Origin of the sequence: Microbacterium sp. NPDC058342 (genome assembly GCF_042723935.1) — a bacterium.
Taxonomy (GTDB): domain Bacteria; phylum Actinomycetota; class Actinomycetes; order Actinomycetales; family Microbacteriaceae; genus Microbacterium.
On the sequence record NZ_JBHXID010000001.1, the window covers coordinates 1,120,759 to 1,141,297 of the forward strand.

The following is a 20,539-nucleotide window of genomic DNA, read 5'->3' on the forward strand; positions in this document are numbered from 1 at the left end:
GCATTCCGCGCTGAGCGGAACCGCAGTGCGCTCATAGGACCCCTGCATAGGATGAAGGGGTGACCACCACCTCAGCCCGTCCGCCGGCCACACCCAGCACCTCGCGTCGCATCCTCGCCGTCTCGGTGGCGATCATCGCCGCCCTGATCGCGGCGTTCTTCGTGTTCGCGTCGCTCTACACCGAGTTCCTCTGGTTCGACCAGCTCGACTTCAGCACGGTGCTCACGACTCAGTGGTTCGCCACCGTCACGATGTTCCTGCTCGGGTTCCTGGGCATGGCCGTGCCGATCTTCGTGTGCATCCAGCTCGCCTACCGGCTGCGGCCGGTGTACGCGCGGCTGAGCTCGCAGTTGGACCGCTATCAGGAGGTCATCGAGCCGCTGCGCCGGCTGGCCATGTGGGGCATGCCGGTCTTCTTCGGCATCTTCGCCGGGTTCGCCGCGGCGGGCAACTGGAAGACCGTCTGGCTGTGGGCGAACGGCGTCACCACCACGACCGTCGACCCGGAGTTCGGCGTCGACACGGGCTTCTACCTGTTCGCGATGCCGTTCTACTCGATGCTGCTCGCGTTCGTCTCGGCCGTGCTGCTGCTCAGCGTGATCATCACGGCGCTGGTGTCGTACCTCTACGGGTCGGTGCGCATCGGACAGCGTGAGCTGCGGATCTCCAAGCCCGCTCGGATCCAGCTCGCGATCCTCGCAGGGCTCTACCTGGCCGTGCAGGCCGTGAGCCTGTGGCTGGATCGCTACCTCACGCTCGTGCAGGCCGAGGGGCGCATCACCGGCGCCGCGTACACGGGCGCCAACGCGACCATCCCGGGCCTCGCGATCCTCTCGATCATCGCCGCGGTGGTGGCCGTCCTGTTCTTCGTCACCGCCGTCGTCGGGCGCTGGCGCTTCCCCCTCGCGGCCACCGCGCTGCTGATCGTCGCTTCGCTGGTCGTCGGTATCGGCTACCCGTGGGTGGTCACCACCTTCCAGGTCAACCCGAACCTGAACGCCTACCAGGCGCCGTACTACGAGCGCAACATCGAGGCCACCAAGCAGGCGTACGGCGTGGCCGACATGGAGGTCACCTCGTTCAAGGCCGAGACCGACACCGCTCCCGGCCAGCTGCGCTCGGACGCCGAGACGACGGCATCCGTGCGCATCATGGATCCGGCCGTGATCGGACCGACGGTGCGTCAGCTGCAGCAGTACCGCTCCTACTATCAGTTCGCCCAGGAGCTGGACGTCGACCGCTACGAGATCGACGGCAAGACGCAGGACACCGTGGTCTCCGTCCGCGACCTGGACATGTCCAAGCTCGGCGGCGGTGACAGCTGGAACAACCGCGCTGCGGTGTACACGCACGGCTACGGCCTGGTCGCGATGGCCGGCAACGAGCGCACCTCCGACGGCGAGCCGGTGTTCCTCGAGCAGGGCATCCCCTCGTCGGGCTTCCTGACGGAGTCGGAGGACTTCGAGCCGCGGGTGTACTTCGGAGAGTCCTCGCCCGACTACTCGATCGTGGGCGCCCCCAAGGGCACCACTCCGGTCGAGATCGACTACCCCCGCGGAGAGGACGGCGCCAGCGACACCAAGACGACGTTCAACGGCGACGGCGGTCCGCGCATCGGCAACACGTTCACCAAGCTGCTGTACGCGATGAAGTTCCAGTCCGAGCAGATCCTGTTCTCCGACCTCGTGAACTCCGAGTCGCAGATCCTGTACGACCGTGACCCGCGCACCCGCGTGCAGAAGGTCGCGCCGTACCTGACGCTGGACCGCGACCCGTACCCCAGCGTGGTCGACGGCCGCATCGTCTGGATCGTGGACGGCTTCACCACGAGCTCGACCTACCCGTACTCGAAGACGGTCAGCATGCAGGACGCCATCGCCGACTCGAGCACGCCCGCGTCGGCCGTGGCCTTCGACAACATCAACTACATCCGCAACTCGGTGAAGGCGACCGTCGACGCGTACGACGGCTCGGTGAAGCTGTACGCCTGGGACGACGAGGATCCGATCCTGGAGACGTGGCAGAAGATCTACCCGTCGACGGTGCTGCCGATCAGCGAGATGTCCGGTGATCTGATGAGCCACGTCCGGTACCCGACCGATCTGTTCAAGGTGCAGCGTGCGATGCTGGGCATCTACCACATCGACGACGCCGGCTCCTTCGCGCAGGAGGACAACCGCTGGCAGACGCCGAAGGACCCGCGCAGCAAGGATCAGCTGCAGCCGCCGTACTACCTGTCCATGAAGATGCCGGGGCAGGACGACGCGCGCTTCTCGATGTTCTCGACGTTCATCCCGGCCGACGCCCAGGGCGAGAGCCGCGAGGTGCTGATGGGCTACCTGGCGGTGGATTCGGATGCCGGATCGACCAAGGGCGAGAAATCCCCGGACTACGGCAAGCTCAGGCTGCTGGAGATCGACACGGCGACCACCGTGCCCGGACCCGGGCAGGTGCAGAACACCTTCGACTCCGACACCGAGATCGCCAACAAGCTGAACGTGCTGACTCTCGGTAAATCCGAGGTGAAGTACGGCAACCTGCTGACCCTGCCGGTCGGTGGTGGTCTGCTGTACGTGCAGCCGGTGTTCGTGCAGTCGTCTGAGGGCACCAAGCTGCCGAACCTGCGAAAGGTGCTGGTCGCCTTCGGCGATCGGGTCGCCTTCGAGGACACCCTGACCGAGGCTCTCGACGTGCTCTTCGGCGGCGACTCCGGCGCCGCGGCCGGTGATGAGGACGTCACGCCCACCGAGCCGGAAACCGGCGAAGGCGAAGGCGAGGAGACTCCACCGGACGAGGGCGGGACGCCGGCGCCGGGGTCGGATGCCCAGCAGCAGGCTCTGGCGGATGCCAAGGACGCGCTCACGGCCCGCGAGACCGCCCTCAAGGCGGGAGATCTCGAGGAGTTCGCCGTGCAGGACAAGAAGCTCACCGCCGCGATCGAGAAGCTTCTCGCCCTGGAGGGCCAGGAGTCCGAGTGACCGGTTCACGAAGGAGGGCGCCCCGCGCGGGGCGCCCTCCTTCTGCATGCGGGGAGCCGGGGGGCGGCCCGCGACACGCCCGCCTGCTTCGCGGGGATGGCCTCGATTCGCCCTCTCTCCGCAGCCGTGTTAGGCTTTAAGACGTGCCGCGGGGTGGAGCAGTTCGGTAGCTCGCCGGGCTCATAACCCGGAGGTCGCAGGTTCAAATCCTGTCCCCGCAACAAAGAGAAGGCCCCTGATCAGGAGAAATCCCGATCAGGGGCCTTCGGCTTGCGCCACGTGCTCTCGCCGCCGGTGCGTCGATGCGGGAGGATGAGGGCATGACCTCGCCCGCTCCGCTCGCCGCCGTCTGCCAGTTCGCACCGGGGGACGACCCCGCACGGAACAGGGAGCGGATCGCCGCCCTCGTGGCGCAGGCGGCCGCGCGCGGTGCGCGCCTGGTGGTGCTGCCCGAGTACTCCAGCTTCTTCGTGGATCCGATGGACGAGCGTCTCGCCGCGAGCGCCGAGACGCTCGAAGGCGAGTTCGTCGCGGGTCTGCGCGGCATCGCGGCCGAGCACGACGTCGTGGTCGTGGCCGGTCTCGTGGAGCGTGCCGAGGGCTCGCGCGTGCACAACAGTCTCGTCGCGGTGTCGGATGCCGGGGTGCAGGCCGTCTACCGCAAGCAGCACCTGTATGACGCCTTCGGGCAGACGGAGTCCGACTGGATCGCCCCGGGAGAGGCCGGTCAGGCGTCCGTGTTCGAGGCGCACGGCATCCGGTTCGGGATGATGACCTGTTACGACTTGCGTTTCCCTGAGGTGGCGCGCACGCTGGTCGATGCCGGGGCGGATGCCCTGATCGTGCCGGCGGAATGGGTGCGCGGTCCGCTGAAGGAGCATCACTGGAACACTCTCCTGGCCGCCCGGGCGATCGAGAACACCGTCTATGTGATCGCCGCCGACCACCCCGGGGCGATCGGCGTCGGCCTGTCGCAGGTGGTCGACCCGCAGGGCGTGCGGGTGGCGGCTGCCAGTGCGGGGGAGGGGATCGCGGTGGCATCCCTCGACGTATCCCTCATCGCCCGCACCCGCGAGGTGAACCCCGTGCTGCGCCTGCGGCGTTACCGCGTCGCACCCGTCTCCTGACGGGTCCGGTCACCGGCCGGCGTCAGCGCAGTGCGGCGAGCCGCGTGGCGGCCTCCTCGAGCACCTCGACGCGCTTGCAGGCCGCGAAGCGCACCAGCCCGGCGTAGGCGGCGTGATGCTCCGGGGCGACGAACGCGGTGATCGGGATCGCGACCACGCCGGCGCGCTCGGGAAGCGCGCGGCAGAACGCGGCGGCGTCCGCCCCGCCGAGAGCGGTCGCGTCGGCGACGGTGAAATAGCCGCCCGCCGGAGCGTGCACCTCGAACCCGGCTGCGCGCAGAGCATCGCCCAGCAGCCCGTGCTTGCGCAGCAGCGCTGAGCGCGCGTCATCGAAGTATGCGTCCGGCAGGCGCAGACCGAGGGCGATCGCGGGCTGGAACGGGGATCCGTTGACGTAGGTCAGGAACTGCTTCACGGTGAGCAACGCGGTGATGAGATCCGCCGGACCGTGCACCCAGCCGATCTTCCAGCCCGTCACCGAGAAGGTCTTCCCGGCCGACGAGATCGTCAGCGTGCGTTCGGCTGCTCCGGGAAGGGCGGCGATCGGCACGTGCGGCGCGTGGAAGGACAGATGCTCGTACACCTCGTCGGTCACGATGACCGCGTCGTGCTTCTCGGCCAGCCGCACGATCTCGGCCTGCACCTCGGATGCGAAGACCGCCCCGGTCGGATTGTGAGGATCGTTCACGAGGATGATCCTCGTGCGGTCGCTCACGGCCCGGGCGAGCTCGTCGAGGTCGGGCTGGAATCCCGGCCGGCGCAGCGGAACGGTCCGCAGCCGCGCACCCGCCAGTGCGACCACCGCCGCGTACGAGTCGTAGTACGGCTCGAACACCAGGACCTCGTCGTCCGGCGAGTCGATGAGCGCCAGCAGGGTCGCCGTGAGCGCCTCGGTGGCGCCCGCCGTCACCAGCACCTCGGTCTCGGGGTCCACCGGCAGACCGTAGAAGCGTCGCTGGTGCTCGCTGATCGCCAGGCGGAGATCGGGGATGCCGCGGCCGGGCGGATACTGGTTCGCGCCGCGCGCGATGGCCTCGCGCGCGGCCTCGAGAACGAGTTGAGGTCCGTCCTCATCGGGAAAGCCCTGGCCGAGGTTGATCGCGTCGTGGCGGACCGCCGCGGCCGACATCTCTGCGAAGATGGTGGGCGCGACCTCGCCCTGCGGGGAGAGAAGACCTGCTCCAGCGGCGGTGCGCCGCCAGGCACCGGGAATGACGTCCATGCAGAACAGGCTAAGACCATAGGGGAATTCCATCCTCGCCATATGAAAAGCACAGACTCGCTTGTCACTCTGATTGTGCGCCTGGAAGGAGCAGATCATGAACGACGACAACACCCACGGTGAGACCTCGAACCCCGAGGTCCCGAGCGCCGGGACGACGCCGGCCGCACCGCAGCCCGCACCCGCACCGGCCGCGCAGCCCGCGCCTCCGGCCGGGCCCGCTGCGCCGGCCGCACCCGCCGGACACAGCGTGCCCGGCACCTTCGGATCTCACCCGGCGCCGACCTGGCAGCCTCCGCACGGCGGATCGCCGTCGAATGCGGCGCCCGGCACCGCGTTCGGCAGGCCCGCGCAGCAGACCGCTCCGACGGTGCCGCTCGACCCCGCACTCCTCGCTGCTCCCGCGGACTCGGCGGACGCGGCGCCCGGCGCTCCGAAGAAGACCGGAGCGCCGGTGAAGATCGCAGGGCTGTTCCTCGCCGCAGCGCTGGTCGGCGGTGTCGCCGGCTTCGGCGGCAGCGTGCTCGGCGCCGCGGTGCTGGACAGGCCCACGTCGCAGTCGGCCACCGGGCCGCAGACGGTGACGGTCAACAACCCCGGCTCCGTCAACGAGACCACCGCCATCGCCTCCGAGGTGCTGCCGTCGGTGGTGACCATCGAGGTCGCCGGGAGTCAGGAATCCGGCAGCGGGTCCGGCGTGATCCTGAGCGAGGACGGATATGTCCTGACCAACACGCACGTCGTCACCCTCGGCGGCGCCGTGGCCGATCCCACGATCCGGGTCACGACGTCGGATGGCCGCATCCACGCGGCGACGATCGTCGGCACCGACCCGGTCTACGATCTGGCCGTCATCAAGCTGAAGGACGCCGAGGGTCTGACTCCCATCGAGTTCGCCGACTCCTCCAAGCTCAACGTCGGCGACACCGCCGTGGCCGTCGGCGCGCCCCTCGGCCTGTCGAACTCCGTGACCACCGGCATCGTCAGCGCGCTCAACCGCAGCATCCAGGTCGCCTCGGCCGCACTGCCCGACGACGCCGAATCGCCGGACCAGGAGCAGGGCGACGGCGGACAGAACGGTGAGGGTGGTCCGTTCCAGTTCGACATCCCCGGGATGGGCAGCCAGCAGGGAAAGCAGTCGATCTCCATCGCCGTGATCCAGACCGATGCCGCGATCAACCCGGGCAACTCCGGCGGGGCGCTCGTGGACAGCAAGGGGCGCCTGATCGGCATCAACGTGGCGATCGCCACGGCGGGCGGCACGTCCGCGTCGGGCGAATCCGGTTCGATCGGAGTCGGTTTCGCGATCCCCTCCGGCATCGCCGAGCGCGTCGCCGACGAGATCATCGCCGACGGCGCGGCGACCCACGGGCTGCTGGGCGCCACAGTGCGCGATGCCTCGACGCTCGAGAACGCCACGGTCGCCGGTGCCGTGATCGACACGCCCACCGAAGGCGGGGGAGCGGAGCAGGCCGGGCTCAAGCGCGGCGACGTCATCACCGAGTTCGACGGGCTGCCGATCACCAGTGCCACCGACCTGACGGCGCAGGTGCGGGCGGTCGCGCCGGGCACGAAGGTGGAGATCACCTACGTGCGCTCCGGCAAGACGTACACCACCGAGGCGACGCTCGGCGAGCTCAAGCTCTGAGGTCTCTCCCGTCGGCTCCGGACGCCACCCCGCGATAGGCTCGCGGGGTGGCGTCCTTCTCCTTCGGAACCGGCAATGCGGCCAAGCTGGTCCGGCTGCCGCTGTATGCCGTGGGACGCATGGGAACGCTTCTGCTTCCCCGCGGCGACGTCTGGGTGTTCGGATGCGGCGCGGGAATCGGCGACGGCGCGCTGGCGATGTACCGAGAGGCCGAGGCCGCGGGCCATCGCGTGCTCTGGCTGACCAGATCACCGCGCGACGATGCCGACGCGCGCGCTCTGGGCATCCGGACCCGCCGACGCGACGGCCTGCGCGGATGGTGGGCGACGGCGCGCGCCGGCGTCCTGCTCGTCACGCACGGGCTGGGGGATGTGAACAGGTACGGCAGTTCCGGCGGCTTCGTCGTGCAGCTGTGGCACGGCATCCCGCTCAAGCGCATCGGCCTCGACTCGCCGGTCACCGCGCAGGTGCCCGCGGGGCTTCCGGGCGCGCCGCTGCTGCGACGGCTGCTGACGATCGCGTACCGCGCCGCCGCGCAGCGCATCCGCGTGCTGCCCGCCGCCTCGCATCGCTCACGGGGGCGCCTCGAGTCGGCCTTCGGCCTGGGCGGCGACCGTGTGGTCGTCACCGGCGAGCCCCGCGTGGACGTGCTGTCGGCGGGGACCGACGACGAGCGGCGCACCGCGGCATCCGCTCTGCTGACCCGCACCGGTCCGCTGCTGCCCGCGCAGCGGGCGCTGCTGTACGCGCCGACCTGGCGCGACGGATCGGCGGATGCCGCCGTCCCCACGGCGGCGCAGTGGGTGCGGATCGTGCGGATGCTGGAGGACCACGACGCGATCCTGTTCATCCGGTCTCATCCGCTGGGCGAGGGGTCCTACTCGCCGCCGTGGTCGAGCGGGCGCGTGCGCATGCTCGGCTCGGACCTGCTGCCCGACGTGACTCCGGCCCTTCCTCGCATGGACGTCCTCATCACGGACTACTCGTCGATGGCGTACGACGTGGGCCTGCTGGCGATGCCTGTGGTGTACCTGGCCCCGGACGTGGAGGAGTACGGGCGGAAGCGCGGATTCTACGGCTCGTACCGGGATGTCGCCGGCGACGACCCCGCCCGCGACTGGGACGGCGCCATCGAGCAGATCGACGCCGTGCTCGGCGACGCCGCCGTGCGCGCCGACCGTGCGCGACGGTCGGCCGCGCTCAGCGCCGACATGCACGCCTACCGCGACGGCCGCAACGCGCTCCGCGTGTACCGGGCCATCCGCGCGCGGGGGATCCCCGCGCCGAAAGGAGCACGATGACGACCGTCCGGATCGATGAGCAGACGCAGACGCTGACGATCTCCGGAACCGGAGCGCGCCCCGCATCCGGCACCCTCACGGGCCCGCGAGCCCGTGTCGCCGCCCGGATCACCGGGGGCGGCAAGACGTGGCGCGCCGTGTTCCCGCTGCGCGCTTCGCGCTGGGGCGGAGCGCCGCTGCCACTGCCGGCAGGCTCCTACGATCTCGCCGTCGAAGGAGCGGACCTCGCCGCGATCGACCTGCCTCCGGTGCTGCTGCCCATCCTGCGCGTCGAGGCGCGGGGTGCGGCCGTGACCATCTCCGCGCCCCTGGATCCCGTGTACGAGACCGCTGAGGGACAGCGAACGCTCGAGGAGCGCTACGTCTCGCAGGTGGGAGCAGGCGAGAACGCCGTGTTCTTCGAGAGCTTCTACGGCCGAACCTCCGGGTGCAACCCGCGCGCCATCGACCGGGTGCTCGCCGAGCGGGCGCCGTCGGTCGTGCGCTACTGGGCCGTCAGCGACCTCTCGGTCGAGATCCCCGACGGGGCGGTCGCCGTCGTCGAGGGCAGTCCGGAGTGGTGGCGGGCGCGCGCCGAGTCCCGGATGCTCATCGTCAACGACTGGCTGCGTCGGAGGTTCGTGCGCAAGCCCGGCCAGCACGTGCTGCAGACTTGGCACGGTACGCCGCTCAAGCGTCTCGCCCTCCATCGCCCGGGATTCGATCCGCGCAGGATGGCGGCCGTCGTCAAGGAGTCCCGGCGCTGGGATGCGCTGCTCGCCCAGAACGCCTACGCCGCACGGGTGCTGAAGAAGGCGTACGCGTTCTTCGGGAAGCCGATCTGGGTGGAGGGCTACCCGCGCAACGACCTGTTCGCGCAGGGAGACCCGGCACCGATCCGCGAGGCGCTGGGCATCCGTCCCGACGAGCGGGTGCTGCTCTACGCCCCCACCTGGCGCGACGACCGCGCCGAGATGGTCGAGTTCATCGATCCCGAGGAGCTGGCCGCACAGACCGACTCGGTGGTGCTGGTGCGCGGGCATTCCCGCACGCTCGAGCCCGGACGGGACCGTTCCGGTGCGCGGGTGATCGATGTGACCGGCTACCCCGAGACGGCGCGCCTGATGCTCATCGCCGACGCGCTGATCACCGACTACTCGTCGGTGATGTTCGATTTCAGCGTGACGGGCCGCCCGATGTACTTCCTCGTCCCCGACCTCGAGCACTACCGGGGCGAGCTGCGCGGCTTCTACTTCGACCTCGCCGAGCGCGCACCGGGACCGCTGGTGCGCACCCAGGACGAGCTCGTGCGCGCGCTGCAGGACGTGGACGGACCTCGCCGCTACGCCGAGCGGTACGCCGCCTGGACGGCGCAGTTCAACCGCCTGGACGACGGCGGCGCCGCGGATCGGGTGGTCTCGCGCATCCTCGACCAGGGCTGGCTGACCGCCTGAGTCCGTGGGCGGTCAGGGCAGCGGGGTGTTGCGCGAGCCCAGGCGCGACGCATCCACCGTGTCGCCGGCGCCGCGCAGCACGCCGGCGAGAAAGCCCAGCCCCCACGAGATGTGCATCGTCGGCAGCACGGCCAGCGTCCACAGGCGCTCGTGCAGTCCGCGCGGGCCGCGCGCGATCCCGACGCCGCCCAGTCCGACGGCCAGCACCAGCAGCGCGTACGCGATCAGCGGGAGGTAGATGACGGATGCGACCAGCGCCGCGGCACCCTGCAGCACGCCGGCCACCTGCAGCACGGCGATCACGATCGCCAGCGCGCTGAGGACGACGAGCGCCGGCGGGGCGAAGAACCGCAGGCCGTTGCGACGTCCGTACCGGCGCACCAGTTCGCCGCGCCAGGCGCCCGTCGCGCGGAACTGGCGTGCCAGGCGCCACCAGCTCTCGCGGGGCCAGTAGGTGACCGACAGCTCGGGGTCGAACCAGACGAGGTGCCCGGCCTGACGGATGCGCAGGTTCAGCTCCCAGTCCTCGCCGCGCCGCACTGTTTCGTCGAAGAGCCCGACCTCGTCGAGCACCCGGCGGCGCATCACGCCGAGATACGCCGACTCCGCCTCGCCCTCGGGCGCGCCGCCGTGATAGGCGCCCCCGCCCAGACCGACCGGTGCGTTGTACAGCCGCGCCACCGCGCGCTGGAACGCGGTGCGACCGTCGGCCCGCATGACGCCGCCGACGTTCGCCGCTCCGGTGCGGCGCAGCGTCTCGAGAGCGCGGTTCGCGTACCCCGGCGACAGCTCGGAGTGCGCATCGACCCGGATGACGGTCGCGTATCTGCTCGCGCGGATCGCAGCGTTCAGTCCCACGGGTATGTGCGCCTGCGGGTTGTCGACCAGTCGGATCCGGTCGTCCTCAGCGGCGAGGCGGCGGGCGAGATCGGTGGTGCCGTCGGTGGAGGGGCCCAGCGCCAGCACGAGCTCGGTCGGCCCGTCCACGTCCTGCTGCAGCACCGAGCGCACGGCGTGCTCGAGATAGTCGATCTCGTTCAGCACGGGCATCACGAACGAGACGCCCTCGGCCGGGGTGCGTTCGTTGTGCTGCATCCGTCGATCATGTCATGCGGGGCCGCCGACGCGGTTCGGGGGATTCGGAGGTTGCACGGCTACCGTGCCGCGGATGGACGCCATCACCGATGCGAAGAAGGCATTCCGTCTGTTCCGGCGGGCGTTCGCCACGCGTGCCGCGCGGCAGCGGGTGCGCCGGATGGTGGAGGCTCGAGCGCCTCATGTCGCTCAGCGCTTCCGCGTCGCGGTGTACTTCGCCGACACCGACGTGAACATGTACCAGATCCGTCAGTGGTACCGGCCGCTGCAGTCGATCGCCGACCGATTTCCGGTGGTCGTGCTGGCGCGCTCGCCCCTGGGAGCGGAGGCTCTGCTGCGCGACGATGCGCTTCCCGTCGCCTTCGTGCCGAAGATCGGCCAGCTGGAGGCGCTCCTCGCGGAGCAGGACATCCGGATCGTGCTGTACGTGAACCAGAACACCCGCAACTTCCAGATGTTCCGGTACGGGCGCAGGTGGCACGTGTTCATCAACCACGGCGAGTCCGACAAGGTCTACATGGTCAGCAATCAGTACAAGGCCTACGACTACGCGTTCATCGCCGGGCAGGCGGCGCACGACCGCCTCGCCGAGGCGCTCTGGGGCTACGACGTGCCGCAGCGCACGATGCGCATCGGCCGTCCGCAGGCCGACCATCTCAGCGGGCCGCTGCCGTATGCGCCGGACGAGCGCACAGTCGTGCTGTACGCACCGACCTGGGAGGGCGATCGCGCCTCGATGAGCTACGGCTCCGTGCTCACGCACGGGGTGACCCTGGTCGAACGGCTGCTGGCCACCGGCCGCCACCGCGTGATCTACCGGCCGCATCCGCGCACCGGGGTGATGGACGACGCCTATGCGGCGGCGAGCCGCCGCATCGTCGCCATGCTCGAGGCCGCGAACCGGGCGGATAGCAGCGCGCACCACGTGCACGACGAGGGTCCGGAGATCGGCTGGCAGCTGGGTGCGGCCGATGTCGCCGTCCTGGACGTCTCTGCGATGGTCTACGACCGCCTCGCGACGGGCAGGCCCCTGATCGTCACCCGCCCCGCCGATGACGAGGCGCAGGTCGACACCTCCGGCTATCTCTCCGACTGCGAGTGGCTGACCGTCGAGGCCGCCGAGGACATCGTGACCGAGGTGGACCGTGTGCGCGACGACCCCGGCGCCGCCGACCGCCTGGCTCACTGGTCGAAGCACTACTTCGGCGACACGTCGCCCGGGGCCGCCACCGCGCGCTTCGAAGCCGCGATCCGGGAGCTCTCCGATCTCTGGGAGCAGCATCACGCGCGCCGGGAGGTCCGCGACTGACCCGTATCCTGGAGTGATGGGTGTCGTCTCGGACGGGAAGAAGGCGTATCGGCTGCTGCAGAAGGCCCTCGCCTCGCGGAGCGCCGTGCAGCGGGTGCGCCGTACCCTGAAGGCGCAGGGTCCGCACCCGAGAGATCACTATCGCATCGCGGTGTACTTCGCCGACGGCGCTGTGAACCTCTACCAGATGCGCCAGTGGTACCGCCCGCTCGCGGGCCTGGCCGAGCGCTGGCCCGTCGTGGTGCTGTCCCGCAGCGCCACGGGCGCGGAGAAGCTCATCGAGGAGGACGGCCCGCCTGTCGCATTCGTGCCGACGGTGCGCAACCTGGAGAAGTTCCTCGCCAAGCAGGACATCCGGATCGTGCTGTACGTGAACCAGAACACCCGCAACTTCCAGATGTTCCGGTACGGGCGCAGGTGGCACGTGTTCATCAACCACGGCGAGTCCGACAAGATGTACATGACGACGAACCAGTACAAGGCCTACGACTACGCGTTCATCGCGGGGCAGGCCGCGCGCGACCGCCTGGCGCGCACCCTCTGGGACTACGATCTCGAACGTCGAGCGATCGAGATCGGCCGCCCGCAGGCCGACCATTACTCGGGCTCGCTCCCGTACACCCCGGACGAGCGCATGGTCGTGCTCTACGCCCCCACCTGGGAGGGCGACCGTCCCTCGGCGCACTACGGCTCCATCGCCACGCACGGCGAGCAGCTCGTGCGGGGACTGCTGGCCACCGGCCGGCACCGGGTGATCTACCGGCCGCATCCGCGCAGTGGGGTCATCAACGAGGAGTACGGAGCGGCTCACCGCCGCATCCTGTCGGCGATCGCCGAGGCGAACGCGTCCGACGCCGGCGCGCAGCACGTGTACGACGACGGGCCCGAGCTGGGCTGGCAGCTCGCCGCGGCCGATGTGGCCGTGGTCGACATCTCGGCGATGGTCTACGACCGCCTCGCCGCGGGCAAGCCACTGCTCATCACCCGTCCCGCTGACGAGCGCGCCTCGATCGACACCAAGGGCTACCTGTCGGCGTGCGAGTGGCTGACCGTGTCGGGCGCGCGCGACATCGTCGCCGAGGTCGAGCGGGTCAGTGCCGACGACGAGGCGGTGGCGCGCCTGCGCACCTGGGTGCAGCACTACTTCGGCGACACGACGCCGGGTGCGGCGACCGCCAAGTTCCACGCGGCGATCGAGCAGCTCATGGGGAAATGGGAGGAGTGGCACGCTCTCGACGCGCCGGATGCCGATCAGGACGACATCGACGACGACGACGATGACGATGACGACGACGAGGACTGAGTGGATCTGATCCGTACGCAGGAGCGCGCCTCCGCTCTGGTCGTGCTGCCGCAGTGCGGCTCGACCAATGCCGAGCTGCGCGTGCGCTCCGCGGACGCCGCGGCCTGGCCGCACCTGTCGGTGCTGCTCACCGACACCCAGACCGCCGGCCGCGGCCGGCTGGACCGTGCCTGGAGCGCGCCGCCCGGCACCGCGCTCGCCGTCTCCGTGCTGCTGCGCGAGCTTCCCGCCGATCGGGCCGTGTGGGGGTGGATACCACTGGCGGCGGGTGTGGCGATGACCGATGCCGTCGCCGCACAGCTGCCCGGCCACGACGTGGGACTCAAGTGGCCCAATGACGTGCTGGTCGACGGGCGCAAGATCTGCGGCATCCTGGCGGAGGTCTCCGGCGCCGCCGTGGTCGTCGGCACGGGCGTCAACACCGCGATGACGGGGGAGCAGCTGCCCGTGCCCACCGCGACGTCGTTCGCGGCGCTCGGCGCGGCGGCCGACGTCGATCGTCTGCTCGCCGACTACCTCGACGGGCTCGCGGATGCGGTCGGCGCGCTCACGACGGCGGAGGATGCCGTCGCCTCGGGCCTGCACGCCCAGGCATCCGCGCGATGCCTCACGCTCGGGCAGCTGGTCGACGTCGCGATGCCCGACGCGAGCGTGCTGCGGGGGACGGCTGTGGCGATCGCCGATGACGGCCGCCTGGTGATCGACGACGGCTGCGCGCAGCGCGAGGTCGCCTCGGGCGACGTCGTGCATGTGCGGGCGGCGGCGGGCTGATCGCCGCGCGAACGAGCGGTTGGGCGGGTCGCTGAGCCGGTCTGCGAGAGCGCTGGGCACAATGGAGGGGTGAGCCAGCCCGCGACTCTCGGTGGACGACCGACGATGCCCTCCTCGGCCACGCCCGCCGAGGAGCTGATCGTCGCGCGGTTCCGGGCACACGCGAGGCGCCTGTTCTGGTCGGCTCTCGTGCTGATCGCGGTGTGCGGCGCGACGGCGTACTTCTTGGGCAACCTGCCCGAGCCCTTCGAGGACTGGATGCTGCTCGCCGTCGCCGGCGCGATCGTCGTGCTTCTGGCGCTCGTGCCCTTCCTGGTGTGGCTCTCGCACTCGTACACCATCACCACCCGACGGGTGATCGCGAGCGACGGTGTGGGCTCGCGGCGGCGTCGTGAGCTCTCGCACACCCGCGGGTACTCGATCGGCGTGCGACGCGGGCCGATCCAGCGCATGTGGGGTGCGGGCACGATCACGCTGAGCAACGGCGTGGACGCACCCCTGCGCCTGGTGAACGTGCCCAGCGTCGGCCTCGTGCACGAGGTGCTCGCCGACCAGATCGAGGTCAACCAGATCCTCGCGCACCGCGACGCCCGCGCCGGCACGACCGGCGAGATCTGAGCCCGTGCCCGGCCCGCTCCCTGGATGCGGGAGAATGGGGTGCGACGAAAGGGGCAGTGGATGACGGTGCGCGTGGGAGTGATCGGCGGCGGCCAGCTGGCGAGGATGATGATCGCCCCGGCGGTCGAGCTCGGACTGGATCTGCGGGTGCTCGCCGAGGACGAGGGCATGTCGGCCCGTCTCGCGGCCACGGCCGTCGGCGACTACCGCGACCTCGACACAGTGCGCGCATTCGTCCGCGACGTCGACGTCGTGACCTTCGACCACGAGCACGTCCCGCAGGAGGTGCTTCGGGCACTCGTCGCGGACGGCGTCCGGGTGCACCCCGGACCCGATGCGCTGCAGTACGCACAGGACAAGCTCGTGATGCGCGCGCGCCTCGCCGAGCTCGGAGTGCCGCAGCCGGACTGGGCGCCCGTGGACGACGCCGGCGAGCTGCAGCGGTTCATCGACGACCACGGCGGCGGTGCCGTGGTGAAGACCCCGCGCGGCGGCTACGACGGCAAGGGCGTGCGCGTCGTGCGCGCCGGTGGCGAGGCCGACGACTGGTTCGCCGGGCTGGCCGAGGGCGAGGCGCTTCTGGCCGAGGAGCTCGTGTCCTTCACCCGTGAACTGGCGCAGCAGATCGCGCGCCGCCCCGGCGGCCAGATGGTCGCGTACCCGGTCGTGGAGACCGTGCAGCGCGACGGCGTCTGCGCCGAGGTGATCGCTCCGGCGCCCGGCGCCGGTGCGCGCGTGCAGGAGGTCGCGGAGCGGATCGGCCTGAGCATCGCCGAGGGGATCGGGGTGACCGGGATGCTGGCTGTCGAGCTCTTCGAGACCGACGACGAGCGTCTGCTCGTGAACGAGCTGGCGATGCGTCCGCACAACAGCGGTCACTGGAGCCAGGACGGCGCTGTGACGGGGCAGTTCGAGCAGCACCTGCGCGCGGTCGCGGATCTGCCCCTGGGCCATCCCGAGCCGCGGTCGCCGTGGACCGTGATGGTCAACATCCTCGGGGGGCCGGAGCAGGGCGCGCTCGAAGACCGTTTCGCGTCGGCGATGTCCGAGCACCCGGGGGCGAAGATCCACACGTACGGCAAGTCGCCCCGACCCGGCCGCAAGGTCGGGCACGTCAATGTGACGGGCGACGAACTGGACGACGTCGTCTACACCGCCCGCGCGGCCGCCGCGCGCTTCCTGTAGGCGACGTCGCGCGTGCCGCTGCGACGTTCTCCCAGCGGCGCGCCGTAGCCTGTCATGGTGACTGAGCCGCTGCATTCCTCGAGTTCGCCCCTCGTCGGCGTCGTGATGGGTTCCGACTCCGACTGGCGCGTGATGAGCGACGCCTCGCAGGCGCTCACCGACTTCGGCATCCCGCACGAGGTCGAGGTCGTCTCGGCGCATCGCACCCCGGACAAGCTCATGAGCTACGGCCGTGAGGCGCGCGCTCGCGGCATCCGCGCGATCATCGCGGGCGCAGGGGGAGCGGCCCACCTGCCCGGCATGCTGGCCTCGGTCACCGCTCTGCCGGTGATCGGCGTGCCGGTGCCGCTGGCCTATCTCGACGGCATGGATTCGCTGCTCTCGATCGTGCAGATGCCCGCGGGCATCCCGGTCGCGACGGTCTCGATCGGCGGCGCCCGCAACGCGGGCATCCTCGCAGCCCGGATGCTGGGCACGTCGGACCCCGCACTCGCCGATCGCGTCGAGGCCTACGCCCGCGATCTCGAGGGCCAGGTGGAGCAGAAGAATCAGCGGCTGAAGGACTCGCTGTGACCCTGGCGGCTCCGCGCATCTCGGACGACCGAGGTGCGCGCCCGCTCATCGAGTCACGCCCCCTCCGGCATCCGGATTCGCAGGATGTCGAGGGCATGGGGCGGCGTGCCTGGTGGCTGGTGGTGCTGAACGCCCTCATCCCCGGGTCCGCGCAGGTGCTGGCGGGCAATCGCAGGCTCGGCAGGTTCGGGCTGGGGGCGACGCTCACCGGCTGGCTGCTCGTCGTCGTCGTGGGAGGGCTCGCGCTCTTCGCCCGGCAGACTCTCGTGTGGCTCGCCACCGGTCCGCTGTCCTGGTTCGTGCTCACGCTCGCACAGGCGATTCTGCTGGGATACGCCGTGCTGTGGCTGATCCTCACGATCGACACGCTGCGACTGCTGCGGCTCGTGAAGCTGCCCGTGATCACGCGATGGGCGGCGCCCCTCGCGTCGCTGCTCGTCCTGGCGCTGGTCGGTTCCGGGGCCGTGTACGCGTCGAACGCCGTGGCGTCCGGCCGCGGTGCGCTCACCGCCCTGTTCGGGAACGGCGGCCCGAGCCTGCCGCCCAGCGACGGCTACTACAACATCCTGCTGCTCGGCGCCGACAGCGGCGACGGACGCGACTCGATGCGCTTCGACAGCATCTCGGTCGTCTCCGTGAACGCCGAGTCCGGAGCGATGACCATCACCGGCATCCCGCGCGAGCTGCCGCATCCGCCCTTCAGCGAGGGCAGTCCGATGCACGAGGTCTACCCCGACGGGTTCCAGTCGCACGCAGATCGCAGCTGCGGCTGGGAGGCATGGATGAACCAGGTCCGCAACGCGGCCGAGGTGTGCCGCGAGGATCGCGGTGAGGGGCTGTATCCGGATGCCGCGCAGCAGGGCTCCGCTCCGGGCATCGAGGCGACCAAGGACGCGGCAGAGGGTGTGCTGGGTATCGACATCCCGTACTACGTCTTCGTCGACATGAACGGTTTCGCCGATCTCATCGACGCGCTCGGCGGAGTGGATATCGACGTCGCCGAGCGACTGCCCAAGGGCGGACCTCCGCCCGGCTCGGGCGCTCACGACGTCGAGAGCTGGGCGACCGGCTGGATCGAGCCCGGACCGCAGCACATGAACGGCGACACCGCCCAGTGGTACGCGCGTTCGCGGTACACCACGAGCGACTACGACCGCATGAAGCGCCAGCGCGAGCTGCAGGAGGCCATCCTGGCGCAGTTCACGCCGCAGAACGTGCTCTCGCGCTTCGGCGACGTGATGGCGGCGGGCACGGCGCTGGCGTCGACCGACCTGCCGCAGGACAAGCTGCCGGAGTTCTTCGACCTGATGATGAAGGCCAAGGAGCAGCCGGTGACGCGGATCGAGCTGACACCGGAGAACGGCATCGAGGAGAAGGCACCGGACTTCGACCTGATCCGCGAGAAGGTCACCGACGCACTGCATCCCCCGAAGGCCGAGAAGTAGGCTCCGTCGCGGGGCGGCCGCGCCTGAAGGGAACCGGGCGGAGTGCGATCTAGGCTTTCCCCATGAGTGTGCTGCTGCGTGTCGTGCTCGATCAGACGGCACAGGTCGTCGACGCCGATCAGGCGCGGGCGGCACTGTCCCTCACGGCGGGGCTGGTCACCACGGCACCGCGCGGGTGCGCGGTGGCCGCTCTGGTGCCCAGTGGTGCGGAGCTGTCGCTGAGTGGTGTGCAGGACGTGCGCGCCCTTCCGCTCGCGCGACGCGAACTCGCCGCGGCCTGGCAGATGGGACTCGCGCCAGGAGTGGGAGGCGGGCTTCTGCATGCGCCCACGCTGATGGCGCCGCTCGTGCGCCACGATCGCGCGAACGACAACCACCAGATCACGGTGACGCTGTGGGACCTGTGCGCCTGGGAGACCCCGGACAGCCTGCCCAAGGCGCAGGTCGTGTGGCAGCGGGCGATGCTCAAGCGCGCCGTCAGGCATGCGGATGCCGTGATCGTTCCGTCGCACGCGATGGCCGAACGTCTCGGTGAGATCGCGCAGTTCGGAGACCGCATCCGCGTGATCGCCGGTGCGCCGCCGGAGGGCCTCCGCGTCGGCGAGGATGCCGCTCAGCGGCGGATGCGGTTGCAGCTCCCGGAGAGGTATGTCGTCGTGACGGGGGAGGGGGACTCGCTCGCGCCGGGGTTCCGAGCTGTCGTGCGGACGCAGGCCGATGCGGTGGTGGTGGATGCCGCGGAGGGCAGCGAGCCGGCTCTGGCGGACGTCGCAGCGGCCGCGGGTCTGCCCGAGCATCGAGTGCATGTGCGCGGAAGACTGGACGACGACGATCGGGCGGCTGTCATCGGCGGGGCCGCCGCGCAGATCGCGACCTCGCGACGGTCGTCCTGGCCCTGGCGCACCGTCGAGGCGATGGCGCTGGGGACGCCGGTCGTCGCGGTCGATTCGGGCGTGCATCAGGACGTCGTGGCTGACGGGGGAGCGGTGGTGGATGCCGCGGATCTGGAGGACGCGACAGCGGATGCACTGGAGTCGGGTGAGCGGCGCCTGCGCGTGCTCGCCTCCGACCGCGCTCGCGCCTTCTCGTGGGCGAGCTCGGCCGAACGGCTCTGGGCGCTGCACGCAGAACTCTGAAAACCGACTCGGAAGGCGTGCGACACGCCGGGTGAATCGGGCCGATATACCGCCTCACTGGCATCATGGCGCAACTTCAGTCACACTATTCACATGCATCCACGCAGCAGAGCCCGTCTGAACCTGCGTCCCGGCGCCCGCTGGCTGGCGACCGTGCTCGCCGTCTTCGCGCTTGTGGCGGGTGCTGCCGCGCCCGCGTACGCGGCGACCGCGCCCTCCGGCGCCGTGACCGGACTCGCCGGCGGACCGGCCAAGATGTCGCTCGCCGGCTTCACAGCGGGAAACATCATCAGCGACGCCGTCTTCACCGACAAGTCGACGATGACCGAGGCGCAGATCCAGTCGTTCTTCAACTCGAAGGTCAAGACCTGTCGCGGCGGCAGCGACAAGTACGGCCCCATCATCTGCTTGAAGGACTTCAAGACGGATTCCGTCAACCGCCCGGCCGACGCCTACTGCAAGGGGTACACCGGCGCGAAGGGCGAGTCGGCAGCGCGCATCATCCACCGCGTGTCGCAGTCGTGCAACATCAACCCGCGCGTGCTGATCGTCATGCTCCAGAAGGAGCAGAGCCTGGTGACGCATACCTGGCCCAGCGCCTGGCGCTATGACAAGGCGCTCGGGCAGGGGTGCCCCGACGACGCGGCGTGCAACCCGAAATACGTCGGATTCTTCCACCAGATCTACGGCGCGGCTCGCCAGATGCAGCTGTACATGGAGGGCCGGTACTTCACCTGGTACGCGCCGGGCAAGACGTGGAACATCCGCTACGACGTCGAGGTCAGCTGCGGCTCCGCGCCCGTGTACGTGGCGAACAAGGCCACCTCGGCGCTGTACTACTACACGCCGTACCAGCCGAACGCCGCCGCCCTGAAGGCCGGCTACGGCTCTGCCGAGCCGTGCGGCTCCTACGGCAACCGCAACTTCTACAACTACTTCACCGACTGGTTCGGGTCGACGCAGTACAAGGCGCCGAGCGCGCCGCAGAGTGTGAGTGCCAAGGCCGGCGATGCGCGCGCCACGGTGTCGTGGAAGGCGCCGTCGAGCAACGGCGGATCGGCGATCACGAAATACACCGTGACGACCCAGCCAGGCGGCAAGACCGTCACGACCACCGGGGCGTTGAAGGCGACGGTGTCGGGGCTGGCCAATGGAACGGCGTACACCTTCACCGTGACCGCGACGAACGCGGCCGGCTCGTCGCCGGCGTCCGCGAAATCGGCCGCGGTCACGCCCCTGGCACCGACGCCCACGAGCCCCGATGCGGTGTCGCGGCAGGGTGGCGCGAATCGTTATGACACGGCGGTGGCGGTGTCGAAGGCGACGTATCCGTCGGCGGGTGTGCCGGTGGTGTATCTGGCGAACGGGCTGAACTTCCCGGATGCGCTGTCGGGG

Annotated in this window: 16 protein-coding genes and 1 tRNA gene; 15 read left to right on the plus strand and 2 right to left on the minus strand. The window is 70.3% G+C overall.

What is annotated here, in order from left to right; translation table 11 throughout:
• Window positions 1-59: 59 nt before the first annotated feature.
• From ACFWHT_RS05070 to ACFWHT_RS05080, 3 genes are all read left to right on the plus strand, one after another.
• Window positions 60-2,978 (plus strand): UPF0182 family protein, encoded by a 2,919-nt coding sequence (locus tag ACFWHT_RS05070; RefSeq protein ID WP_378826050.1) that lies wholly within the window; start codon window positions 60-62, stop codon window positions 2,976-2,978.
• A gap of 147 nt (window positions 2,979-3,125) precedes the next feature.
• Window positions 3,126-3,199 (plus strand) — tRNA-Met (locus ACFWHT_RS05075).
• 99 nt (window positions 3,200-3,298) lie between these two features.
• Window positions 3,299-4,105 (plus strand): carbon-nitrogen hydrolase family protein, encoded by an 807-nt coding sequence (locus ACFWHT_RS05080; protein WP_378826052.1) that lies wholly within the window; start codon window positions 3,299-3,301, stop codon window positions 4,103-4,105.
• A gap of 22 nt (window positions 4,106-4,127) precedes the next feature.
• On the opposite strand, the gene ACFWHT_RS05085 is transcribed toward ACFWHT_RS05080, so the two are convergent.
• On the minus strand, window positions 4,128-5,327 hold the full coding sequence (locus tag ACFWHT_RS05085) for an aminotransferase class I/II-fold pyridoxal phosphate-dependent enzyme (RefSeq protein ID WP_378826053.1): 1,200 nt from the start codon (window positions 5,325-5,327) through the stop codon (window positions 4,128-4,130).
• Between the two features lie 97 nt (window positions 5,328-5,424).
• Between ACFWHT_RS05085 and ACFWHT_RS05090 the strand changes: the two genes are divergently transcribed.
• From ACFWHT_RS05090 to ACFWHT_RS05100, 3 genes are read left to right on the plus strand one after another with little or no spacing between them, the layout of a single operon-like run.
• Window positions 5,425-6,975 carry a S1C family serine protease gene (locus tag ACFWHT_RS05090; protein WP_378826055.1) on the plus strand — a complete coding sequence of 517 codons (1,551 nt, stop codon included), beginning with the start codon at window positions 5,425-5,427 and terminating at the stop codon, window positions 6,973-6,975.
• Window positions 6,976-7,022: 47 nt separating this feature from the next.
• On the plus strand, window positions 7,023-8,276 hold the full coding sequence (locus ACFWHT_RS05095) for a CDP-glycerol glycerophosphotransferase family protein (protein WP_378826057.1): 1,254 nt from the start codon (window positions 7,023-7,025) through the stop codon (window positions 8,274-8,276).
• Window positions 8,273-9,709, plus strand: a complete 1,437-nt coding sequence (locus ACFWHT_RS05100; protein WP_378826059.1) for a CDP-glycerol glycerophosphotransferase family protein — start codon at window positions 8,273-8,275, stop codon at window positions 9,707-9,709. Before ACFWHT_RS05095 ends, ACFWHT_RS05100 begins: the two co-directional genes overlap by 4 nt.
• Before the next feature lie 12 nt (window positions 9,710-9,721).
• Here ACFWHT_RS05100 and ACFWHT_RS05105 read toward each other — a convergent pair whose 3' ends face one another.
• The gene (locus tag ACFWHT_RS05105) at window positions 9,722-10,804 is read right to left on the minus strand and encodes a glycosyltransferase family 2 protein (protein WP_378826061.1); all 1,083 of its coding nucleotides are present in this window, start codon (window positions 10,802-10,804) and stop codon (window positions 9,722-9,724) included.
• 73 nt (window positions 10,805-10,877) lie between these two features.
• On the opposite strand from ACFWHT_RS05105, the gene ACFWHT_RS05110 reads away from it, so the two are divergent.
• The 9 genes from ACFWHT_RS05110 to ACFWHT_RS05150 all read left to right on the plus strand — a co-directional run.
• Entirely contained in the window at window positions 10,878-12,113 is a 1,236-nt protein-coding gene (locus ACFWHT_RS05110) for a CDP-glycerol glycerophosphotransferase family protein (protein ID WP_378826063.1), read from the plus strand.
• A 16-nt stretch (window positions 12,114-12,129) separates the two neighbouring features.
• Complete coding sequence (locus ACFWHT_RS05115; protein ID WP_378826065.1) at window positions 12,130-13,416, plus strand: CDP-glycerol glycerophosphotransferase family protein; 1,287 nt, start codon at window positions 12,130-12,132, stop codon at window positions 13,414-13,416.
• Window positions 13,417-14,187 (plus strand): biotin--[acetyl-CoA-carboxylase] ligase, encoded by a 771-nt coding sequence (locus ACFWHT_RS05120; RefSeq protein ID WP_378826066.1) that lies wholly within the window; start codon window positions 13,417-13,419, stop codon window positions 14,185-14,187. It abuts the gene before it with no gap.
• Window positions 14,188-14,292: 105 nt separating this feature from the next.
• Entirely contained in the window at window positions 14,293-14,805 is a 513-nt protein-coding gene (locus ACFWHT_RS05125; protein ID WP_378827909.1) for a PH domain-containing protein, read from the plus strand.
• 60 nt (window positions 14,806-14,865) lie between these two features.
• Complete coding sequence (locus ACFWHT_RS05130) at window positions 14,866-15,990, plus strand: 5-(carboxyamino)imidazole ribonucleotide synthase (RefSeq protein WP_378826068.1); 1,125 nt, start codon at window positions 14,866-14,868, stop codon at window positions 15,988-15,990.
• 105 nt (window positions 15,991-16,095) lie between these two features.
• Window positions 16,096-16,563, plus strand: a complete 468-nt coding sequence (purE, locus tag ACFWHT_RS05135; protein WP_378827911.1) for a 5-(carboxyamino)imidazole ribonucleotide mutase — start codon at window positions 16,096-16,098, stop codon at window positions 16,561-16,563.
• Window positions 16,560-18,008 carry an LCP family protein gene (locus ACFWHT_RS05140; RefSeq protein WP_378826071.1) on the plus strand — a complete coding sequence of 483 codons (1,449 nt, stop codon included), beginning with the start codon at window positions 16,560-16,562 and terminating at the stop codon, window positions 18,006-18,008. Before purE ends, ACFWHT_RS05140 begins: the two co-directional genes overlap by 4 nt.
• Before the next feature lie 62 nt (window positions 18,009-18,070).
• Window positions 18,071-19,144, plus strand: coding sequence for a glycosyltransferase (locus tag ACFWHT_RS05145; protein ID WP_378826072.1), 1,074 nt, complete (start codon window positions 18,071-18,073; stop codon window positions 19,142-19,144).
• 93 nt (window positions 19,145-19,237) lie between these two features.
• Window positions 19,238-20,539: fibronectin type III domain-containing protein (locus ACFWHT_RS05150; protein ID WP_378826075.1), on the plus strand; the 1,302-nt coding region annotated here is incomplete at its 3' end.